At 40.2% G+C, this 18711-nt stretch carries 18 protein-coding genes and 1 pseudogene; 13 read left to right on the forward strand and 6 right to left on the reverse strand.

Going from position 1 to position 18711, the window contains the following annotated elements; translation table 11 throughout:
* Position 1: 1 nt before the first annotated feature.
* The 3 genes and pseudogenes from QT16_RS04865 to QT16_RS04875 form a co-directional block, all read right to left on the reverse strand.
* Positions 2 to 1188: pseudogene (locus QT16_RS04865) on the reverse strand (vWA domain-containing protein).
* 266 nt (positions 1189 to 1454) lie between these two features.
* Positions 1455 to 2300 carry an AAA family ATPase gene (locus QT16_RS04870; protein ID WP_033028943.1) on the reverse strand — a complete coding sequence of 282 codons (846 nt, stop codon included), beginning with the start codon at positions 2298 to 2300 and terminating at the stop codon, positions 1455 to 1457.
* Positions 2301 to 2352: 52 nt separating this feature from the next.
* A complete protein-coding gene (locus QT16_RS04875; protein WP_039486721.1) occupies positions 2353 to 2592 on the reverse strand; it encodes a DUF1653 domain-containing protein in 240 nt (79 codons plus the stop codon).
* A 60-nt stretch (positions 2593 to 2652) separates the two neighbouring features.
* Here QT16_RS04875 and QT16_RS04880 point away from each other — a divergent pair, with 60 nt between their 5' ends.
* The 11 genes from QT16_RS04880 (at position 2653) to rpoS (ending at position 10239) form a co-directional block, all read left to right on the forward strand.
* Entirely contained in the window at positions 2653 to 3132 is a 480-nt protein-coding gene (locus tag QT16_RS04880) for a DUF2947 domain-containing protein (protein WP_002958965.1), read from the forward strand.
* A 75-nt stretch (positions 3133 to 3207) separates the two neighbouring features.
* A complete protein-coding gene (locus QT16_RS04885; protein WP_002958964.1) occupies positions 3208 to 3843 on the forward strand; it encodes a hypothetical protein in 636 nt (211 codons plus the stop codon).
* A 37-nt stretch (positions 3844 to 3880) separates the two neighbouring features.
* Positions 3881 to 4168 carry a cell division protein FtsB gene (gene ftsB, locus QT16_RS04890; protein ID WP_002958963.1) on the forward strand — a complete coding sequence of 96 codons (288 nt, stop codon included), beginning with the start codon at positions 3881 to 3883 and terminating at the stop codon, positions 4166 to 4168.
* Positions 4158 to 4859 carry a 2-C-methyl-D-erythritol 4-phosphate cytidylyltransferase gene (gene ispD / locus QT16_RS04895; RefSeq protein ID WP_039486724.1) on the forward strand — a complete coding sequence of 234 codons (702 nt, stop codon included), beginning with the start codon at positions 4158 to 4160 and terminating at the stop codon, positions 4857 to 4859. The genes ftsB and ispD overlap by 11 nt, the downstream gene beginning before the upstream one ends.
* Complete coding sequence (gene ispF, locus QT16_RS04900) at positions 4856 to 5353, forward strand: 2-C-methyl-D-erythritol 2,4-cyclodiphosphate synthase (protein ID WP_002958961.1); 498 nt, start codon at positions 4856 to 4858, stop codon at positions 5351 to 5353. The genes ispD and ispF overlap by 4 nt, the downstream gene beginning before the upstream one ends.
* Positions 5350 to 6402 (forward strand): tRNA pseudouridine(13) synthase TruD, encoded by a 1053-nt coding sequence (gene truD, locus QT16_RS04905; protein ID WP_039486727.1) that lies wholly within the window; start codon positions 5350 to 5352, stop codon positions 6400 to 6402. The genes ispF and truD overlap by 4 nt, the downstream gene beginning before the upstream one ends.
* Positions 6383 to 7147, forward strand: a complete 765-nt coding sequence (surE, locus tag QT16_RS04910; protein WP_024600608.1) for a 5'/3'-nucleotidase SurE — start codon at positions 6383 to 6385, stop codon at positions 7145 to 7147. Before truD ends, surE begins: the two co-directional genes overlap by 20 nt.
* Positions 7137 to 7775, forward strand: a complete 639-nt coding sequence (locus QT16_RS04915; RefSeq protein ID WP_002958958.1) for a protein-L-isoaspartate(D-aspartate) O-methyltransferase — start codon at positions 7137 to 7139, stop codon at positions 7773 to 7775. Before surE ends, QT16_RS04915 begins: the two co-directional genes overlap by 11 nt.
* A 9-nt stretch (positions 7776 to 7784) precedes the next feature.
* Positions 7785 to 8363 (forward strand): YqaA family protein, encoded by a 579-nt coding sequence (locus QT16_RS04920; RefSeq protein ID WP_002958957.1) that lies wholly within the window; start codon positions 7785 to 7787, stop codon positions 8361 to 8363.
* Between the two features lie 41 nt (positions 8364 to 8404).
* Positions 8405 to 9229: a peptidoglycan DD-metalloendopeptidase family protein gene (locus QT16_RS04925; protein WP_039486732.1), complete on the forward strand. Its 825-nt coding sequence runs from the start codon at positions 8405 to 8407 to the stop codon at positions 9227 to 9229.
* Between the two features lie 35 nt (positions 9230 to 9264).
* Positions 9265 to 10239, forward strand: coding sequence for an RNA polymerase sigma factor RpoS (gene rpoS / locus QT16_RS04930; protein WP_002958955.1), 975 nt, complete (start codon positions 9265 to 9267; stop codon positions 10237 to 10239).
* A 91-nt stretch (positions 10240 to 10330) separates the two neighbouring features.
* On the opposite strand, the gene mutS is transcribed toward rpoS, so the two are convergent.
* Positions 10331 to 12916, reverse strand: a complete 2586-nt coding sequence (gene mutS, locus QT16_RS04935) for a DNA mismatch repair protein MutS (protein WP_039486734.1) — start codon at positions 12914 to 12916, stop codon at positions 10331 to 10333.
* A 21-nt stretch (positions 12917 to 12937) separates the two neighbouring features.
* On the opposite strand from mutS, the gene QT16_RS04940 reads away from it, so the two are divergent.
* Positions 12938 to 13426: a CinA family protein gene (locus tag QT16_RS04940; protein WP_039486736.1), complete on the forward strand. Its 489-nt coding sequence runs from the start codon at positions 12938 to 12940 to the stop codon at positions 13424 to 13426.
* 67 nt (positions 13427 to 13493) lie between these two features.
* Entirely contained in the window at positions 13494 to 14537 is a 1044-nt protein-coding gene (gene recA, locus QT16_RS04945; protein ID WP_002958952.1) for a recombinase RecA, read from the forward strand.
* Between the two features lie 255 nt (positions 14538 to 14792).
* Here recA and QT16_RS04950 read toward each other — a convergent pair whose 3' ends face one another.
* Positions 14793 to 16901, reverse strand: coding sequence for a TonB-dependent siderophore receptor (locus QT16_RS04950; RefSeq protein WP_039486739.1), 2109 nt, complete (start codon positions 16899 to 16901; stop codon positions 14793 to 14795).
* Between the two features lie 268 nt (positions 16902 to 17169).
* Entirely contained in the window at positions 17170 to 18336 is a 1167-nt protein-coding gene (locus QT16_RS04955) for a DcaP family trimeric outer membrane transporter (RefSeq protein WP_039486741.1), read from the reverse strand.
* Between the last annotated feature and the right edge of the window lie 375 nt (positions 18337 to 18711).

Below are 18711 nucleotides of genomic sequence, written 5' to 3' on the forward strand. Positions count from 1 at the left end.
TTTAACTCAGCTCTTTTATCGCTCTGCTTATTCCATCTAAACTCAGCGCATACATGCGGTTGTTCATTAACTCTTTTATAAAGCCAATTGATTGATAGTACGGCCAGTGTTCAACGGGTTGTGGGTTGAGCCAGGCGACTTTATCAAAGTGGTTTGTTATACGTTGCAACCATGCACTGCCGGGCTCTTCGTTGTAATGTTCTACCGAGCCGCCAGGGTAGGCTATTTCATAAGGGCTCATAGTGGCATCGCCAACAAATATCACTTTATAGTCGCTGGTGAACTTGTTTATGAGCGTCATGGTGTCAATCACGTTTGAATGGCGGCGTGCGTTGTCTTGCCAAACGTGCTCGTATAAACAGTTATGAAAGTAGTAAAACTCTAGGTGTTTAAATTCGCTGTGGGCTGCGCTAAATAATTCTTCGCAGGTGTGGATGTAGTCATCCATTGAGCCGCCAATATCAAATAGCATCAATACTTTTACTGCATTGTGGCGTTCGGGTGCCATTTTTACATCAAGCATGCCGCCTTGTTTTGCAGTAGCGCGAATAGTCTCGTTTAAATCAAGCGTGTCGCTTGCGCCAGTGCGGGCAAACTTACGTAACTTTTTAAGGGCGAGTTTAACTGTGCGCGAACTAATTTCTCTGTCGGTGTCGAGGTTTTTGTATTCTCGTTTATCCCACACTTTTACTGCTTGGCGGTTACGATTGCCGTCTTGCCCTATACGCACACCTTCTGGGTTATAGCCGTATGCACCAAAAGGTGATGTGCCGCCAGTACCTACCCATTTATTACCGCCAGCGTGGCGTTTTTGTTGCTCTTCTAAACGCTCTTTTAGGGTTTTCATAAGCTCATCGAGCCCGCCCATAGCTTTAAGTTGGGCTTTTTCTTCATCGCTTAGGTTTTTTCAAACTCTTTGCGTAGCCAATCTTCAGGTAAGTTGTGCTGTTGCTTTAAGCTCTCGAGCAAATCAAGGTCGGCAATACCGCTAAAGTAGTCGCTAAAGGCTTTGTCGAATCGATCAAAGTGCGTTTCATCTTTTACCATGATGGTGCGTGCTAGATGGTAAAAGGCGTCTACGTCGGCAAATATAACGCCTTTTTTTAAGGCGTTAATTAAATCGAGTAGTTCTCGAAGGCTCACCGGTAAACGGTATTCACGTAATTTGAAGAAAAATGCAATCAACATATAAGGGCCTGTTTATCTTTCGAGGTTAAATTTGCAGCAGTGTGTTTGGTATTTAGGTAAGGCAGAGCCTATGTAGTGTGGTTATTCCCCATAAATAGGCTATAACACAGCATAAATACCAAACACGCGCTGCCTGAAGGTTCGTCCTAGGGACGATTAACTCTTTGTTGCTCGGCTTTTACTTAGCCCACTAGCTTACAAACCTCGCGCCACGATTAAATCGTCCCTAGTTAGAACAAATTTTAATCCTGAAAGGTCAACAGGCCCTAGCGGCTCATAAACGCGAGCTTTTCGATTAGGCTTATGTCTTGCTCATTTTTAAGTAATGCGCCAAACATTGGCATTAATCCGCCTTTTTTAGCTTTGTCGTGCAGTGTTTTAGCGTCTATGTCTTCAGCCATTAAAAGCTTTAACCAATCGAGTAATTCGCTGGTGGAGGGCTTCTTTTTAAGGCCATTGGCTTCACGTAAGTTAAAAAACACCTCAAGTGCTTGGCGTACTAAATCCTGTTTAACGTTAGGGTAGTGCACGTCAATAATCTGCTGCATTTCATCGCTGCTAGGAAAATCAATATAATGAAAAAAGCAGCGGCGTAAAAATGCGTCCGGCAATTCTTTTTCGTTATTTGATGTGATGATCACAATAGGGCGCTCTTTTGCGACAATGCGCTCGTTAGTCTCATAAACATGAAACTCCATTTTATCAAGCTCAAGTAGTAAGTCGTTTGGGAACTCTATGTCGGCTTTGTCTATTTCATCAATCAAAAGCACTGGGCGTTTACCGTTGAGCTCTGCATATGTAAATGCCTGCCAAAGCTTACCTTTAACGATGTAGTTACTAATGTTGTGTACGCGCTCGTCACCTAGTTGGCTGTCGCGCAGGCGCGAAACCGCGTCGTACTCGTATAAGCCTTGCTGCGCTTTAGTAGTCGATTTTATATGCCACTGAATAAGCGTAGTATCTAAGCTTTTAGCCAACTCCTCAGCCAGCATGGTTTTACCTGTGCCAGGTTCGCCTTTAATTAAAAGTGGTTTTTCGAGCATAATGGCAGCATTTACAGCTTGTTTAAGCGCGCTACTCGCTATGTAATTGTCAGTTGAATTAAATTGCACGGTGTACCCTTGTCTGGTCTGAGCAGTAAGTTATTTTGTTATAATGCCATAGTTAAGCAGCAGGTCCAATATAAGCAAAACGCTGTATGACCTCACCTTCTTTTTCAACAGTTTCTAAAAACATACTAAGTGGGCGCGCCCATATACCAAATTCACCATAAAGTGCTTGGTAAATCACAAGCTGTTCCTCGGTTTCGCTATGGGTGGCAACATGAATAACTTTATATTGCGGGCCTTTGTAGTGTTGGTATATGCCTGGTTTTAGGGAAAGTGGTTTTATTGCTGTAGTCATGTTTTGATCTCTTGTATAATTTGGCTTTGCACTTTTAATGTTAACTAATTTGCCAATACTATGAACTATATTTCTTTAGATGATTACAAAAAGGCGTGGGTTTTTCGCCACAAAGATTTACCTGTATCTGATGAAGACGCAGCAAAAATAAAGCCTATGAGCGACGAGCGCGCAGCCGTACTTTGGACAACCATGGTGAGCCGTGAGTTTGATCACCCTGATTTTTTTGAAGACACCGATTGGTGTGGTCAAGAAAAAAGCTTTAGCCAAGAAGTAGATTGGCAAGATGCGTGGGAAAATGGCGATGCGTTACCACCAGAAGCAATCTTAACGTTTTTAGATTGGGAAGCTAACACCACGGTTTATTTTTGTATGGCACGCGATAATATTATCGAAACGACGTTTGATGTATTTAAACGCAATTGGCAAAACTTTATGTTTTTAGCTGATGGCAGTTTATTGATTGGTAAAAAGCGTAATACGGTTGTGCAATTTTTAGAATCAGGTAAAGCAAAATTAGGTGAAAAGCCAAGCGCTTAAAATAGTGCGCTGCGCTTAAAAAACATTCAATACTGTGTTATAAAACATTTACCTGAATATTTTTGAGTACAGCTTTTGGTCGCTAAAAATCAGTCACTTGGTGCTCAACAGCAAGTTGAAATTTGGCAAACTGATGCACAAAAAGTGTTGTATGCACAATTGTGCAATGCGTTTTATCAGCGTGAGGTTCAGCGATTAGTTGCAGAGCCTAATGCCGATAAACTGCGCCGCCAGTTAAAAAGCCTACCTTATTATATTGAGCGAGCGGCAACGTTAGTTGCCAATGGTGACACGCCTTTTACGCTTGATGCACAAAATGGTACGTGGCTCGAAAAGCAAAAACCGACCCCACCCGATGTGAATGTTCAAGCTAATGAACTTTTTTATCAAACGTATGCCAAAGTGGGGCTTATAGTGCCCGTTATATTGCATGGCTACGATCAGGTGCGTCTTAGAATAGACAGTATCGATCAGTTAGGCGAAAATAAGCTGCATTGTAACGAGCTTGGTTGGTTTGATTTTTTAGGAAATGGGCTAGAGCAGCAAAATGCTCAGCTAATAAAGCCAAGTAAAGTGAGTTTAACCGCTGCATGTTGCGGGCATCAGTGGCAATTTTCGAAGCGTTGTATGCCACGGGTTTTATCACTACGCGAAATGCTTTTAGCGGGTAGTATTAATTGGCGCAATTTAAAGCGCCCCTTAGCGTATTAAAGTTAAGGTATTTGGAATTTAAAATAAGGAGTGTTAAATGCGTATTTTTCAAGTTGGCTTACTGTGCTTAGCACTGTTTGTACAATACAGGTTATGGTTTGGTCATAATGGTTTACAAGACTACACACGACTAAAAGGTGCAGTAACGTCGCATCATCAAACCAACGAAAAACTCATTAAACGTAATAAAGTACTTAAAGCAGATATTGAAGACTTAAAGCTTGGCCAAGAAGGCATTGAAGAGCGTGCACGCAACGAATTGGGAATGATTAAACCGGACGAAACATTTATTCGTGTTTTACCGGGCAAACAATATGACAAATAAACAGACTATTGCAGCAATTGTACCTGCAGCGGGTGTTGGCAGTAGAATGCAGCACAATGCGCCTAAGCAATATATACAATTAGCCGGTAAAACCATTTTAGAACACACCTTAGCTAAACTTTCTCAATTACCTCAATTACGCACTATTGTTGTTGCCCTTAGCGACAGCGACCCCTATTTTGACGAACTCCCACTGCTTGATAATCGCATTGTGCGAGCCAGTGGCGGAAAAGAGCGAGCCGACTCGGTGCTTAACAGCTTGCTTTTTTTAGCGCCTAACCCACCAATATGGGTATTGGTGCATGATGCTGCTCGTCCATTAGTTAATATCAGTGATATAGAACGTTTGATTGATGAATGCATTAACGCTGATGAAGGCGGTATTTTAGCTAGCAAAGTAAAAGACACTATAAAACGCGGCCACACTCATGCCCTACAAACTGTGCCGCGAGACGATTTATGGCAAGCACTTACCCCGCAGTTTTTTAAATATGACGAGCTTAAAAATGCACTGCAAAACGCATTAGCAAGTGGGGCTACTATTACCGATGAAGCCAGTGCAATTGAGTGGGCGGGTAAACCGGTTAAGCTTGTAGCAGGTCGTAGCGATAATATTAAAATAACCACGCCAGAGGATTTAGACCTGGCTGGGTTTTTATTACATAAACAACAAAACGAGAGTGGATTATGATACGAATTGGCCATGGTTTTGACGTACATAAATTTGGCGGCGAAGGCCCGTTAACTATTTGTGGTGAAAAAATTGATTACCCACAGGGCTTTTTAGCGCACTCAGATGGTGATGTTGCTATTCATGCATTATGCGATGCTATTTTAGGCTCACTTGCAATGGGTGATATTGGTAAGCACTTTCCCGATACAGCTAGCGAGTATGAAAATATCGATAGTCGTATTTTACTTCGCCATGTGGTGGGCTTAGCTAAAGAACAAGGTTATGTACTTGGTAATGGCGATGTGACTATTGTTGCTCAGGCACCAAAAATGTTGCCACATATTCAAGCTATGCGCACTAATTTAGCCAGCGATTTAAATTGCGACCTTAGCCAAATTAACGTTAAAGCCACTACTACCGAAAAGCTAGGCTTTGAAGGGCGCAAAGAAGGTATTTCTAGCCATGCAGTAGTTATTATGAGTAAAGAGCTTGCGAGTACAAAAAACGCATGAGCGATTTAAATTATTTATACGGTGCACCGCTTTCTAAAGCTGATTTTAAAACCACAGCTGAAGACTTTATGGTTGATGAAGACTTAGGTATAGAATTTACCGGCAGTGGCGAACACGTGTGTTTGCAGGTGGTTAAAAAAGGCGAAAACACGCAATACGTTGCAAAGCTAATTGCGCAGCGTGCGGGTGTTTCACCGCGAGACGTAAGCTATGCAGGCATGAAAGATCGCCACGGTGTGTGTTCGCAGTGGTTTAGTGTAAAAGTACCAATTAAAAAGCCTATCGATTTTAGTGATTTAAATAGTGAGAGTATTTTTATTGTGTCGCAACAGCGCCACGACCGTAAGTTACGTACGGGCTGCCACAAAGGTAATAAATTTACTATTACGCTTCGTAATGTAACCAAGCCTCTTGATATTCTATGCCGTATTAATGCCGTGCGCGCAGGTGTGCCAAATTACTTTGGCGAGCAGCGCTTTGGGCATGGCGGTCATAACTTAGTTATGGCTGAAAAAATGTTTGCCGGTGAGCGTATTCGCGATAAAAAGTTGCGCGGTATTATTATTTCAGCAGCACGATCGCATGTATTTAATCAGTTAGTGAGCCTGCGTGTAAAAGAGCATGGTTTAGCTAAAACAATGCACCGTGAAGTATTTATGCTCAGCGGCAGCAATGCATTTTTTGAAGATGCAATTAATGACGAAAACATAGAGCGATTAGCCACTGGCGATATTATGATGTCGGCACCTATGGTGGGTAAAAGTGAAAAAGGCTTAACCGAGCAAGAAAAAGTATGGCTCGAACCTTTCCAAACATGGTGTGATGGTTTAGGTGAATTAGGCCTTAAAAATGAGCGCCGAATGCTGCGCTTAATTCCACAAAACTTAACTGTTGAAACACTTGATGAAACCACACTAAAACTAAGCTTTGGTTTGCCAAAAGGGTGTTTTGCAACCGCATTATTACGTGAGCTGGTGGATTACACTGATGCTAGCCCTCGAGAGCGCAAAGAAAAGGATAATGGCATAAATGAAGATACTGTTAAGTAACGATGATGGCGTAAATGCTAAAGGCATTGCGGTTTTATATCAGGCGCTTATACAAATTGCAGATGTAACCCTTGTTGCACCTGATCGCAACTGTAGTGGCGCGAGTAATTCTTTAACACTTATGAACCCGCTACGAGCGACTACACTCGAAAATGGTTTTATGTCAGTTAATGGCACACCTACTGATTGTGTACATTTAGGCGTAAATCAGTTAGCTGATGAAAAGCCAGATCTAGTTGTTGCAGGTATTAACCATGGTGCTAATTTAGGTGACGATACGCTTTATTCCGGTACTGTTGCCGCTGCAACTGAAGGTCGCCATTTAGGTTTGCCTGCAATTGCGGTATCGCTTTGCTCACATAATGGCGATCATTTTGAAACAGCCGCTGCAGTTACCGTAAATATTATTAAAGGCTTGGCTTCGCATCCGCTTCCAAAAGATCAAATAATAAATATTAATGTGCCAGATATTCCATTAAGTGAATTAAAAGGGGTGCAAGTAACACGTTTAGGTGCTCGTCATAAAGCCGAAACGATGACGAAACAAACCGATCCTTGGGGCCGTGATATTTATTGGTACGGATCGCTTGGCACCGAAAGCGATGCTGGTGAAGGCACCGACTTTTACGCAATTAATAATGGCTATGCCTCAGTTACGCCACTGAGTGTTGATATGACAGCTAAAGATAGCTTAAAGGCAGTAGGAGAATGGTTAGCCGATTTGGAGATTAATCGTGCTCGCTAATTATACCCGCAGTGCAAAAGCGCTTTCTGACTTACTAAAGCGTGAAGGTGTTGAAGATACGCAAGTACTTAGTGCTATAGCTGATATTCCGCGCCATATTTTTATAGATGATGTGCTAAAACACAAAGCCTATGAAAATACAGCGCTCCCTATTGGGCAAGGGCAAACAATTTCTCAGCCTTACATAGTAGCGCGCATGACAGAGCTACTTCGTTTAGCTGGTGTGCGCAATAAAGTGTTAGAAATAGGTACAGGATCTGGGTATCAAACTGCAATATTGGCCAAAACGTTTACAAAGGTTTACTCGGTAGAGCGTATTAAAACACTTCAGTGGCAGGCAAAAAGACGTTTGCAGCAACTCGATTTATATAATGTAACCATGAAGCATGGCGATGGTTGGCAAGGCTGGCAATCACAAGCACCGTTTGATGGTATTATAGTGACTGCTGCGGCCTCTAAAGTTCCGCAAGACTTACTTGCTCAGTTGGCCGATGGTGGCGTGTTATTAGCCCCAATTGGTGAGAGCGATCAAAAATTAGTAATGGTTATCCGCAAAGGCGATAATTATAAAGAGCATGTTATTGCTCCCGTTAGATTTGTGCCGTTAGTACCTGGCGATATTGAATAGGAATTCATTTTGAAGTTGTTTACCAAGTTATACGATATGGCCCTAGTGTGGGCAAAACACCGTCATGCGGAACGTTACTTAGCTGCTATGAGCTTTGCAGAATCAGTTTTTTTCCCGATACCACCCGATGTAATGCTTGCACCTATGTCGCTTGCGCAACCAAACAAAGCATGGCGATTTGCAAGCTTTGCCACTATAGCATCGGTTATTGGTGGAGTGGTTGGTTACTTACTTGGTTTTTGGCTATTTGAACCCGTTGTAGAGCCATTGATTGCACAAATGCACTGGCAAGAAAAGTTTGATATAGCGCTAAACTGGTTTAAGGATTACGGTGTTTGGGTTGTGTTTTTAGCTGGTTTTTCGCCAATACCATATAAAGTATTTACGATTGGCGCAGGTGTTTTACAAATGGCATTTTTGCCATTTTTAATAGCATCAGCCATTGGGCGTGGTGCGCGATTCTTTTTAGTTTCAGCCTTAATGAAGTGGGGCGGAGCTCAAATGGAGCGAAAATTACGTCAGTATATTGAAATACTTGGTTGGGGATTAGTGGTATTAATTGCGCTAGCTTACTTTTTATTGCGTTAAGCGTAAAAAATATTAATTGTCTAATATAAAGGAAAAATACAATGAGTAAGCAGTTCTTACTGTATATAGCTATATTTATTAGTATTTTTCTCTTTGGTTGTTCTTCTCGCCATGTTCCTGCACCTGTTAGCAGCCTAAATAATAATGTTAATGATTTAGGCCATACTATTAACATTAATGGGAGTAGTTATAAAGTGCAAAAAGGGGATACACTTTACTCTATTGCCTTTAGTGCTGGGCAAGACTTTAGGGAGTTGGCAAAAAACAATTCAATTTCATCACCTTACACAATTTTCCCAGGGCAAAACATCTCCTTAATCCCCAAGCCCGAAAAAACAAAAAGGGATGAAAAATATACGAATCCGAGTAAAAAGTCTATAAAAAATTCACAAAAAAATAACAAAATTTTAAAGAAAGAGCTTGATCCCCCAAAACAACGAGAGTATGTTCAGAAACAAGCCAGTAACAAAATTAGTAATACTAAACGTTTGTCGAGCAGTAAAGTTAAGTGGTTTTGGCCTGCACAGGGCAAAATTACCAAACGCTTTTCTAATAAGGAAAACGGTTATAAAGGTTTACAGATTACTAATCGCAAAGGGGCTTCAGTCTTAGCTGCGGCACAAGGAACAGTGGTATACGCGGGTAACGCCCTTCGAGGTTATGGTAGTTTAATCATATTGAAACATAATGATGATTACCTAAGTGCTTATGCACATAACTCGAAATTACTTGTTAAAGAAAAGCAGAAAGTTAAGGCAGGACAAAAAATAGCAGAAATTGGTAATTCAGAATCTCCGGTCACCGCGCTTCGCTTTGAAATCCGCTACCGAGGGCAAGCTGTCAATCCTGCTAAATACCTACCCTAATTTTTAGGTATTGATAATTGCTCGGGAGAAGGCTTATGGCTAGCGCAGCAAAACTTGATAAACATACTACGACTGACGAAAAGTTCGATGACATCGATGTTGATGAAAGCACAGCTCTACTAGATAAAGTAGACGACGATGAAATCTTTGCTAAAGAAGAAGTAACTAAAAATCTTGACGCAACTCAACTTTATTTAGGCGAAATTGGTTTTTCTCCTTTGCTAAGTGCTGAAGAAGAAGTGTTTTTTTCTCGAAAATCACTTCGAGGGTGTGAAGCCTCACGTAAACGTATGATTGAAAGTAACTTACGTTTGGTTGTTAAAATAGCACGTCGTTACAATAATCGTGGCCTTGCTCTACTTGATTTAATTGAAGAGGGTAACTTAGGCTTAATTCGCGCAGTTGAAAAATTTGACCCTGAGCGTGGATTTAGATTCTCTACTTACGCTACATGGTGGATACGTCAAACAATTGAACGTGCCATTATGAACCAAACGCGTACCATTCGCTTACCTATTCATGTAGTTAAAGAGCTTAATGTTTATTTACGTACAGCGCGTGAGTTAACTCAAAAGCTTGACCATGAGCCAACAGCTGACGAAATTGCAGCTTGCCTAGATAGACCCGTTGAAGACGTTACTAAAATGCTACGTTTAAACGAAAGAATTGCATCAGTAGACATGCCTATTGGTGGCGAAAACGACAGTGTACTACTTGATATCATCCCTGATGAAAAAAGTGCTGGTCCTGAAGGCGAAGTACAAAATAATGATATTAATAAACATATTGTAGATTGGTTAGGAGAATTAAACCCTAAACAACGTGAAGTGTTAGCACGTCGATTTGGACTGCTTGGCTATGAGCCATCTACACTTGAAGATGTAGGTCGTGAAATAGGCTTAACACGTGAGCGTGTAAGACAAATCCAGGTAGAGGCATTACGTCGTCTAAAAGACATTTTGCAACAAGAAGGTTTAAGTACAGATAGCTTGTTTAATCAGTTTTCGTAACTAGTTAAATAGTATAAGAGACTATGTGTGTTAAAAAGCCGAAGAATTTATTCTTCGGCTTTTTTTATGCTTGTAAATTAGATGATATAAATTACAGCAATGCTTTTAGTTTATATAACAAATCGTGCGCTTGGCGTGGCGATAAATTATCAGGGTCGATTGCGCTTAACTGCTCTTCAACTTCTGAAGGTGTACTTTGTGTAATTTCGTTATTAAAAGTAAAGGCTTGTTGTTCTGTATTTGGTGCAGTAACGCTTTGATGATTTTCAAGCAACTTAAGTTTTTGCTTTGCTTGTGCAATCACAGCTTTTGGCACTCCAGCAAGAGCGGCTACTTGTAAACCAAAGCTTTTACTTGCTGCACCGTCGAGAACTGTATGCATAAACGCAATCGTGTCATTATGCTCTATTGCATCAAGGTGTACGTTTACAAGGCCCGTAGTTTGCTCAGCAAGTTCTGTTAATTCAAAGTAGTGCGTAGCAAACAATGTTTTAGCAGATATTTTTGACGCTAAATGATCGGCTGTTGCATACGCAAGAGAGAGTCCATCGTAAGTACTTGTACCGCGACCAATCTCATCCATTAATACTAAAGACTGCGCAGTTGCATTATTTAAAATCGTTGCTGTTTCGGTCATTTCTACCATGAAGGTTGAACGCCCTGATGCTAAATCATCGCTTGCACCAATACGTGTAAATATGCGGTCGATATTACCAATTTTAGCGCTGTCAGCGGGTACATAACTGCCAATGTGAGCCATTAAAACAATAAGTGCCGTTTGGCGCATATAGGTTGATTTACCGCCCATGTTTGGACCGGTAATAATTAGCATTTTACGTTGGCTGTTTAATTCAACAGGGTTAGCAATAAACGGTTCTTTCATTACTTGTTCAACAACAGGGTGACGACCTTGCTTAATGCTTATATTGTCGTTATCGCACAATTCTGGTTTTGCATAATTGAGTGCGAATGCACGCTCAGCTAAATTGTTTAAAACGTCTAAATCGGCCAATGCTGCTGCCATCATTTGCAACTGCTCAATATGTGGAGCAATAAATCTAAACAGCTCCTCGTATAGTTGTTTTTCAAGCGCGAGAGCTTTTGATTGGCTACCGAGTACTTTATCCTCGTGCTCTTTAAGCTCTGGAATAATGTAGCGTTCGTTATTTTTAAGCGTTTGGCGACGAATGTAGTCGGCTGGAACCAAGTGCGCATTAGCTCTACTTACTTCAATAAAAAAGCCATGTACGCGGTTATAACCGATTTTAAGCGTACTAATGCCCGTACGTTCGCGTTCACGCAGTTCTAATTGCTCAAGTACGTCGGTTGCACCTTTACTTAAGTTACGCCACTCATCAAGCTCACTATTATAACCTGGAGCAATAACACCACCGTCACGAATAAGTACCGGTGGGTTTTCTATCACAGCTAGTTCTAATAACGCTTGTAAATCAGGGAGTTCAGGCGAGTGCTTGATGATACCTGCTATACGAGGATCGTTAGCGTCAGCTAACAAAGTATGCAGTGGTGCAAGTGCTTGTAGCGCACTGCGCAGGCGAGTTAAATCACGCGGGCGTGCAGTACATAAAGCTAGGCGTGCAATAACACGCTCTACATCACCAATCTCTTTTAATGATTCGTGTAATTCACCGCAAAGCTGCGCATCTAAAATAGCGCTAATTGCATTTAAACGTGAATTTAGCTCGTCTTTATTACGAATTGGTGTATGAATACGGCGCTTAAGTAAGCGAGAACCCATTGGCGTTGCTGTTTTATCAAGTACTTGAGCAAGTGTATTTTCAAACCCGCCCGATAAATTAACAGTTAATTCTAAATTTTTACGGGTAGCGGCATCTAAAATAACAGCGTGTTCGTTGTGCTCAAGCGTAATTGCACGAATATGTGGCAGTGCAATACGTTGTGTATCTTTTACGTATTGCATTAGGCAACCTGCAGCAACAAGCGCGCTATGGGCTTTATCAACACCAAAGCCAACTAAATCTTTAGTACCAAACTGATCGCATAATAAATGCTGAGCCGTATCTAAGTCGAACTCCCACTCTGGGCGACGGCGAGCGCCTTTTATATGTTCAATTAAATGAACGTTTTCAAAGCTTTCGCTATACAGAAGTTCGGCTGGTGATAGGCGCTGAATAGTTGAGCTAAAGGCTTCGTCGGTATTTACTTCGACAATATTAAAACGACCAGAGTTAATGTCTAAATAAGCAATCCCGTATAAGCCTTTTTTACTTTGCCAAACGCTGGTAAGGAGATTGTCTTGTCGCTCTTGTAAAAGCGCTTCATCAGAAATTGTACCGGGTGTAACTATACGCACTACTTTTCGATCAACAGGGCCTTTACTGGTTGCAGGGTCTCCCACTTGTTCGCAGATAGCGACTGATTCACCCATTTGGACTAGACGTGCTAAGTAGTTTTCTACCGCATGGTAAGGTACGCCCGCCATAGGGATAGGATCGCCGCCAGCTTTACCACGATGAGTTTGCGAAATATCGAGTAATTGAGCGGCGCGTTTAGCGTCATCAAAAAAAAGTTCGTAAAAATCGCCCATACGATAAAACAATAAAATATCGCGATGCTCTGATTTTATTTTTAGATACTGCTGCATCATAGGGGTTTGTTGTTTTATAGTGTGTGGTGCATAAAGATCAAACGACATGTATTTACCCAAAGGCTGAATATGGAATTACATCAAGAGATTAAAACACTTGCTGCGCAATTAGGCGCTATTTTAACGGATAAATGCTTATGGATCACTACTGCTGAGTCATGTACTGGTGGCGGAGTGAGTTATGCGCTTACCGATACACCTGGAAGTTCAGCTTATATCGACCGTGCATTTGTCACTTATAGTAACCAAGCAAAGCAAGATTTGCTCAATGTTAGTGCTAATACATTAAATCAATACGGTGCTGTGAGCGAGCAAACAGTCCATGAAATGGCAGTAGGTGCTATTAAAGCAACAAACGCTAATATATCTATAGCTGTATCGGGCATTGCAGGGCCTGGCGGGGCAACAGAAGGTAAACCTGTTGGACTTGTATGGTTTGGCATACAAATTAATGACAAAGTACTGACCTTTAAACAAATATTTACTGGTGATAGGGCTCAAGTAAGACTGCAAGCTATTGTATTTGCATTAAAAAGTGTAATAGATGAGATAAAATGAAAAAATTAGCTTGATACTGTGATTTCATACAGTATACTTGTTCGCATTAGCTGGATTGGAGAACAAAATGAACGATAACAAACAAAAAGCGTTAGACGCAGCACTATCACAAATTGAACGTCAATTTGGTAAAGGCTCAATTATGAAATTGGGTGACAACAAAGCGTTAAACATTGAATCTGTATCTACAGGTTCACTAGGTATTGATATTGCCTTAGGCATCGGTGGCTTACCTATGGGACGTATTGTTGAAGTGTATGGTCCTGAGTCATCTGGTAAAACAACGCTTACTTTACAAGTTATCGCAGAAGCTCAAAAAGAAGGTAAAACATGTGCCTTTATTGATGCTGAGCATGCTCTTGATCCTGTATATGCACAAAAACTAGGTGTAAATATTGATGACCTTTTTGTATCTCAACCTGATACAGGTGAGCAAGCACTAGAAATTTGTGACATGTTAGTACGTTCAAGCGCGGTAGACGTCGTTATTATTGACTCGGTTGCTGCACTTACACCAAAAGCTGAGATTGAAGGCGACATGGGCGACTCGCACATGGGCTTACAAGCACGTTTAATGTCACAAGCATTACGTAAGCTTACTGGTAATATTAAACGCTCTAACACGTTATGTATTTTCATTAACCAAATTCGTATGAAAATTGGTGTTATGTTTGGTAACCCAGAAACAACAACGGGTGGTAATGCACTTAAGTTTTACGCATCGGTACGTATTGATATTCGTCGTATTGGTTCTGTGAAAGAAGGTGATGAAGTTGTTGGTAACGAAACCCGCGTTAAAATTGTTAAAAACAAAGTAGCGCCGCCATTTAAACAAGCTGAATTCATCATCATGTATGGCGAAGGTATTTCTAAGCAAGGCGAGTTAATTGATTTAGGTGTTAAGCATAAAATTGTTGAAAAAGCAGGTGCTTGGTACAGTTACAGTGGCAACAAGGTTGGCCAAGGTAAATCTAACTCAATTAAGTTTTTGAAAGAAAACCCAGAAATTGCAGATGAGATTGAAGGTAAGTTACGCGAAATGCTTTTACTAAAAGCAACTATTGAACCTGAAGACGGTGAAGATAAGTTAGGCGACGATCCAGACCTTTAAACTGCACCCAAATGAGTTTTTAAGCTTGATTTGACCCGAGCTTTGAAAAGCGCTAATCAGTAATGATTAGCGCTTTTTTGTTATTAAAAACTTAAAGTAGATAAAATAAAAATCTACGATTACATAGCGCATGAGCAGGCACTACATTAGTAATTATTATACTAAATGAAGAGCAGAACGATCATACGCTATACGTTTCAATCTGGTAAAAGCATCCTCTAATAGTTAAGAATGCGCCCTAATTAAAATAGAACTTTAAAAGCGATAAGTTAAGCTAACTTTTCCGCTAATAGGAGAGCCATAAAAACCAACATTGGCTAAGCTAGTAATATGTTTTTCATCTGTGATGTTATCAATGTTAGCTTGAATTGATAAGTCTTCGCTAGCATCCCATCGAGCAAATGCGTTCATAAGTAAATAAGAATCCTGTTTAACATTACTGGCTATATTTTCTGTTTTAGATTGCCATTTCCCGGCTAAACCAAATTGAAACTCAGGTAGCTGAGGTAGCGTATAATCTAATGAAAAATTAACAACGTTTTCAGGCTCCCACTCATGAGAGCTATCGCCAGCATCATCATTAATATCTAAGTATGTATAAGCAAATACAGCGTTTAGATCATCAGTTATTTGTCCTGTTAATTCTAATTCAAAACCCTGCGTATCTTGATCGGCTCCTTTATAGTAAGTAAACCCAGATGCATTTAGCCCAGCATATGTTGCAATGTTATCTTGTTTTGCGCTAAATACTGCAAAGGTTGCAAGTAGGTGATCATCAAACCATTGAGTTTTAACACCTACTTCGTAATTAACACCTTTACTTGGATCTAAAAAGTTACCATCGTAGTCGTATTGTTCTTGTGGTTGATAAATATCGGAGTAGCTTACATACAAGTTAACATCATCATTAATTGCATACGTTGTTGCTAGGTAAGGGCTTACTTCACTCTCATTATTATCTATATCAACGCCTTGGCTAAATCCTGAGCGCTCATAATCAATAGCGTTAAAGCCTGCAATAACAAATAGGTCACTTGTTAGATTTAATTTAGTTGAACCAAAAAAACGCTTCAAAGTAACATCAATATCAGCATATTTAGTTTGCTCGCCCCAAATAGGTTCAGCGATTGCATCTAAAGCATATGGAAAAGCAGGAGCTAAACCATAAGCTTCTGTCGTTGCAGCATCGTAAGAGTTAGTAAAAGAGTAAGATGTGCTTTGTGAAATACTTCCACCAAGCATTAACTCATGCTCTTGACCAAACAAGCTATATTCACCTTTAGCCGTTATATCAAATAAGTCAGCTGAGAACTCTGTATCATACCGTCCAGGAATACTGACTAAACCTAAATTAGTTCCACTATCAAACATTCCATAAGGGTCATAAAGATAAAGTAATTTGCTTTGATCTTCTGAGTCTTGGTAATTATAAGTTGTTTTAATTTCCCAGTTATTATCAAATACATAAGTATATTCAATAAAAGCAGTGGTATTAAGAGTGTCCCATTTAGTCCATTCTTGAGTTGGGCTCGCACTTACGTCCCACTCTGCTTGCGTACCATCGGCATAAGATAGTGGCAAACCTCCCCACATTGTCCCATCTGTATTTGCATCTTGATATGAGGCACCGAATGAAAGTGTTGAATTACCAGTAAGTTGTCCGTCAATTACTGCAGAGAGGTAAGTGCGATCGTTTTCTAAGCCGTCTAGGTAGGAATCAGAATCCTCTGCGGCTGCAACAAATCGAGCTGCCCAACTGCCTGAGTCTGTTAATAAAAATGAATAATCTGCTTGCAATCGTTTTAAGCCATAAGAACCTACAGATATACCCACTTCACCTTCATTTTCATTTGTTGGGCGCTTTCGAACATAGTTAATAGTGCCCGCAGCATTACCTACACCTGTTAATTGCCCATTAGCACCACGAATAACTTCTATTTTTTCATAACCATAGCTTTCCATAGCACCAGTAACAAGACCCCAGTTATTAGGTAGACCAACACCATCTACTTGAGTACTTTTAATATCAAAACCACGAGATGTATATCTTGTACGATTAGTTTCACCTTGTTCTACAGTAATACCCGTAGCCATTTTCAATGCATCATTAATACTATTTGCTGCAAAGTTTTGAAGTTGTTCTGCGCCAATTACACTAATAGATTGTGGTGTTTCGTTAAGCTCCATAGTTAAACCGGTAGCACCTTTGCTAACGCGATCTTGGCGTACACCTACTATTAATATTTCTTCCATTTTTTCATTATTATTTTCAACTGTATTCTTAGTTTGTGTTTCTTGTGCTTGAGCTGAAAACCCCATGGCTAAAACTAATGAAGAAAGTGCAAAAGTACGATTGAGTTTCATGTTTTCCCTTAATTAATATTTAATATTATTTGAGTTTATTTAAATAGTTGGGACATTCTACTATTTAGAATTAACAAACTCAAATAAAAACAATTATCATTTGTAGGCGCGTTTGTGCGGTTTTAGGGAAAATTACTTAGTCTGTAAATAATATTATGATTAGGATAAACGATATGGCTTATAAAAATATGGTTGTTTTTTTTAACTTAAATTGAATCATAAAAAAAGCGGCCTAGGCCGCTTTTCAAAGTAGTTAGCTTTTTAGCTGTTAAAAAGAGTATTTAACAGAAAACTGTAAGCGGTCTAAATCGCCATCAACGCCGCTTTCAGTTTCACGCTCAGCATGCTTTAGCTCAGCACCAAAAGTTAGACGTTTAACCGGTGAGTATAGAATGTTAGCGCTATAGCTTTGGCTTGATTCAGTCGGATCACCAGAAATAGCTAATAAATCAGTGTTGTTATCAGCACTGAAGAATGAATATAAGAACGTTGAACGCCATTGGCTTGTCCACTTGTGCTGGTAAGCAACAAAACCAGAAGTCGAATCAATTGCATCTAGTTCATCGCCATTAAGTACTGCACCGTGAGCAACGTTTAAGCCTACGTAACGGCCTAAGCCTTTACCTTGAGTAAGCATAAACTTAAGGTTGTCTTCACCAAGGTTTATTTTACCTGATGCACTAATACCAAAAGAAGTTTCATCTGCATCAACACCGCCTACTTTATAAGTAAGTTGGCGAGCAAGCGCTGCAACCACAATGTTACCCCAATCGGCTTTGTGTGTGTAACGAGCTGTAAAGTCAGGCAATGATGCATCATCAGTTACTACCATACCGCTAGTAGTAGAAATTGTACTTTCTGGGTTTTCTAATGAAAACGACCATGCGCCAGTGGTGTATTTAATTTGCGATTGACGCACGAACACAGTGCCCTCAGCAGGGCCTACAAAATCAAGCGTTTCAGCAAGCGCCCCCACGTTTTGGAAGTTAGACCATGTTTGACCAAATAACCAACCATCGTAAGTCACAAAGGCATGGCGAATACGCGGGGCGTAAGAATTTGAAACTCGCTCATTACCGCCAGCAGCCGAGGCCAAAAAGTCAATTTCAATTTTAGTATTAACGGTTTTACCGTTATCCATAACAGTGGCTGTGCCAAAGTTAAAACGTGACTCACGAGCATGCATATCAAATACAGCATCTGAGCTGTTATCATCGCCAACTGTTAACGTACTTGGTACGTAAAAGTCACGACCTACGTTTGAGCCTGCAGGCGCACCCGCTGAATAATCACTCCACATAGAGTCGAGTTTAATGTATCCACCGTAAGTAAATTCCGTATCACCAATTTTTGCGGCAGTCGCTGCATAAGCAGTGCTTGATAGTGCACATAATACAGCGCTTGCTGCTAATGTTTTTAATGGGGTAAATTTCATTGTGGTGTCCTTTATAGGCTACTTGTTGTTTGTTGCTTTTTTTTTCATGTAAGGTTGTATTACTTGCTACTAGTATTACTTACGAATAAAAAAGGGTGTTAATTTGGCTTTTCAATACACATATTGTTTTCATTCGTTAAATAAAGCTTTGGCAAGTAATACCGCAAATATCTTTATTAAAGTACACAAACACTTTTGAATATGTGCAATATTTACTCAATTACCTATTGGTCTATAAGACTAAGGTTTTAGAGTCGATTAGTTTGCATTTACTTACATTTAACGCGTTGTATTATTTATGTAAAAAAATTGAAAGCAGGTGGATTATAAACTACAAATGAGTAAATTGGAGTAGAGTACAACTAAGGTCTAATA

It is taken from the genome of Pseudoalteromonas distincta (genome assembly GCF_000814675.1).
In the GTDB taxonomy this organism is placed as follows: domain Bacteria; phylum Pseudomonadota; class Gammaproteobacteria; order Enterobacterales; family Alteromonadaceae; genus Pseudoalteromonas; species Pseudoalteromonas distincta.

What these genes read in the sequence shown, in the direction of transcription:
- QT16_RS04875 (WP_039486721.1), bottom strand. Translation starts at nt 2,592, where the DNA reads ATGACTACAGCAATAAAACCACTTTCCCTAAAACCAGGCATATACCAA.
- QT16_RS04880 (WP_002958965.1), top strand. Translation starts at nt 2,653, where the DNA reads ATGAACTATATTTCTTTAGATGATTACAAAAAGGCGTGGGTTTTTCGC.
- ftsB (WP_002958963.1), top strand. Translation starts at nt 3,881, where the DNA reads ATGCGTATTTTTCAAGTTGGCTTACTGTGCTTAGCACTGTTTGTACAA.
- ispD (WP_039486724.1), top strand. Translation starts at nt 4,158, where the DNA reads ATGACAAATAAACAGACTATTGCAGCAATTGTACCTGCAGCGGGTGTT.
- ispF (WP_002958961.1), top strand. Translation starts at nt 4,856, where the DNA reads ATGATACGAATTGGCCATGGTTTTGACGTACATAAATTTGGCGGCGAA.
- truD (WP_039486727.1), top strand. Translation starts at nt 5,350, where the DNA reads ATGAGCGATTTAAATTATTTATACGGTGCACCGCTTTCTAAAGCTGAT.
- surE (WP_024600608.1), top strand. Translation starts at nt 6,383, where the DNA reads ATGAAGATACTGTTAAGTAACGATGATGGCGTAAATGCTAAAGGCATT.
- QT16_RS04925 (WP_039486732.1), top strand. Translation starts at nt 8,405, where the DNA reads ATGAGTAAGCAGTTCTTACTGTATATAGCTATATTTATTAGTATTTTT.
- rpoS (WP_002958955.1), top strand. Translation starts at nt 9,265, where the DNA reads ATGGCTAGCGCAGCAAAACTTGATAAACATACTACGACTGACGAAAAG.
- mutS (WP_039486734.1), bottom strand. Translation starts at nt 12,916, where the DNA reads ATGTCGTTTGATCTTTATGCACCACACACTATAAAACAACAAACCCCT.
- QT16_RS04940 (WP_039486736.1), top strand. Translation starts at nt 12,938, where the DNA reads ATGGAATTACATCAAGAGATTAAAACACTTGCTGCGCAATTAGGCGCT.
- recA (WP_002958952.1), top strand. Translation starts at nt 13,494, where the DNA reads ATGAACGATAACAAACAAAAAGCGTTAGACGCAGCACTATCACAAATT.
- QT16_RS04950 (WP_039486739.1), bottom strand. Translation starts at nt 16,901, where the DNA reads ATGAAACTCAATCGTACTTTTGCACTTTCTTCATTAGTTTTAGCCATG.
- QT16_RS04955 (WP_039486741.1), bottom strand. Translation starts at nt 18,336, where the DNA reads ATGAAATTTACCCCATTAAAAACATTAGCAGCAAGCGCTGTATTATGT.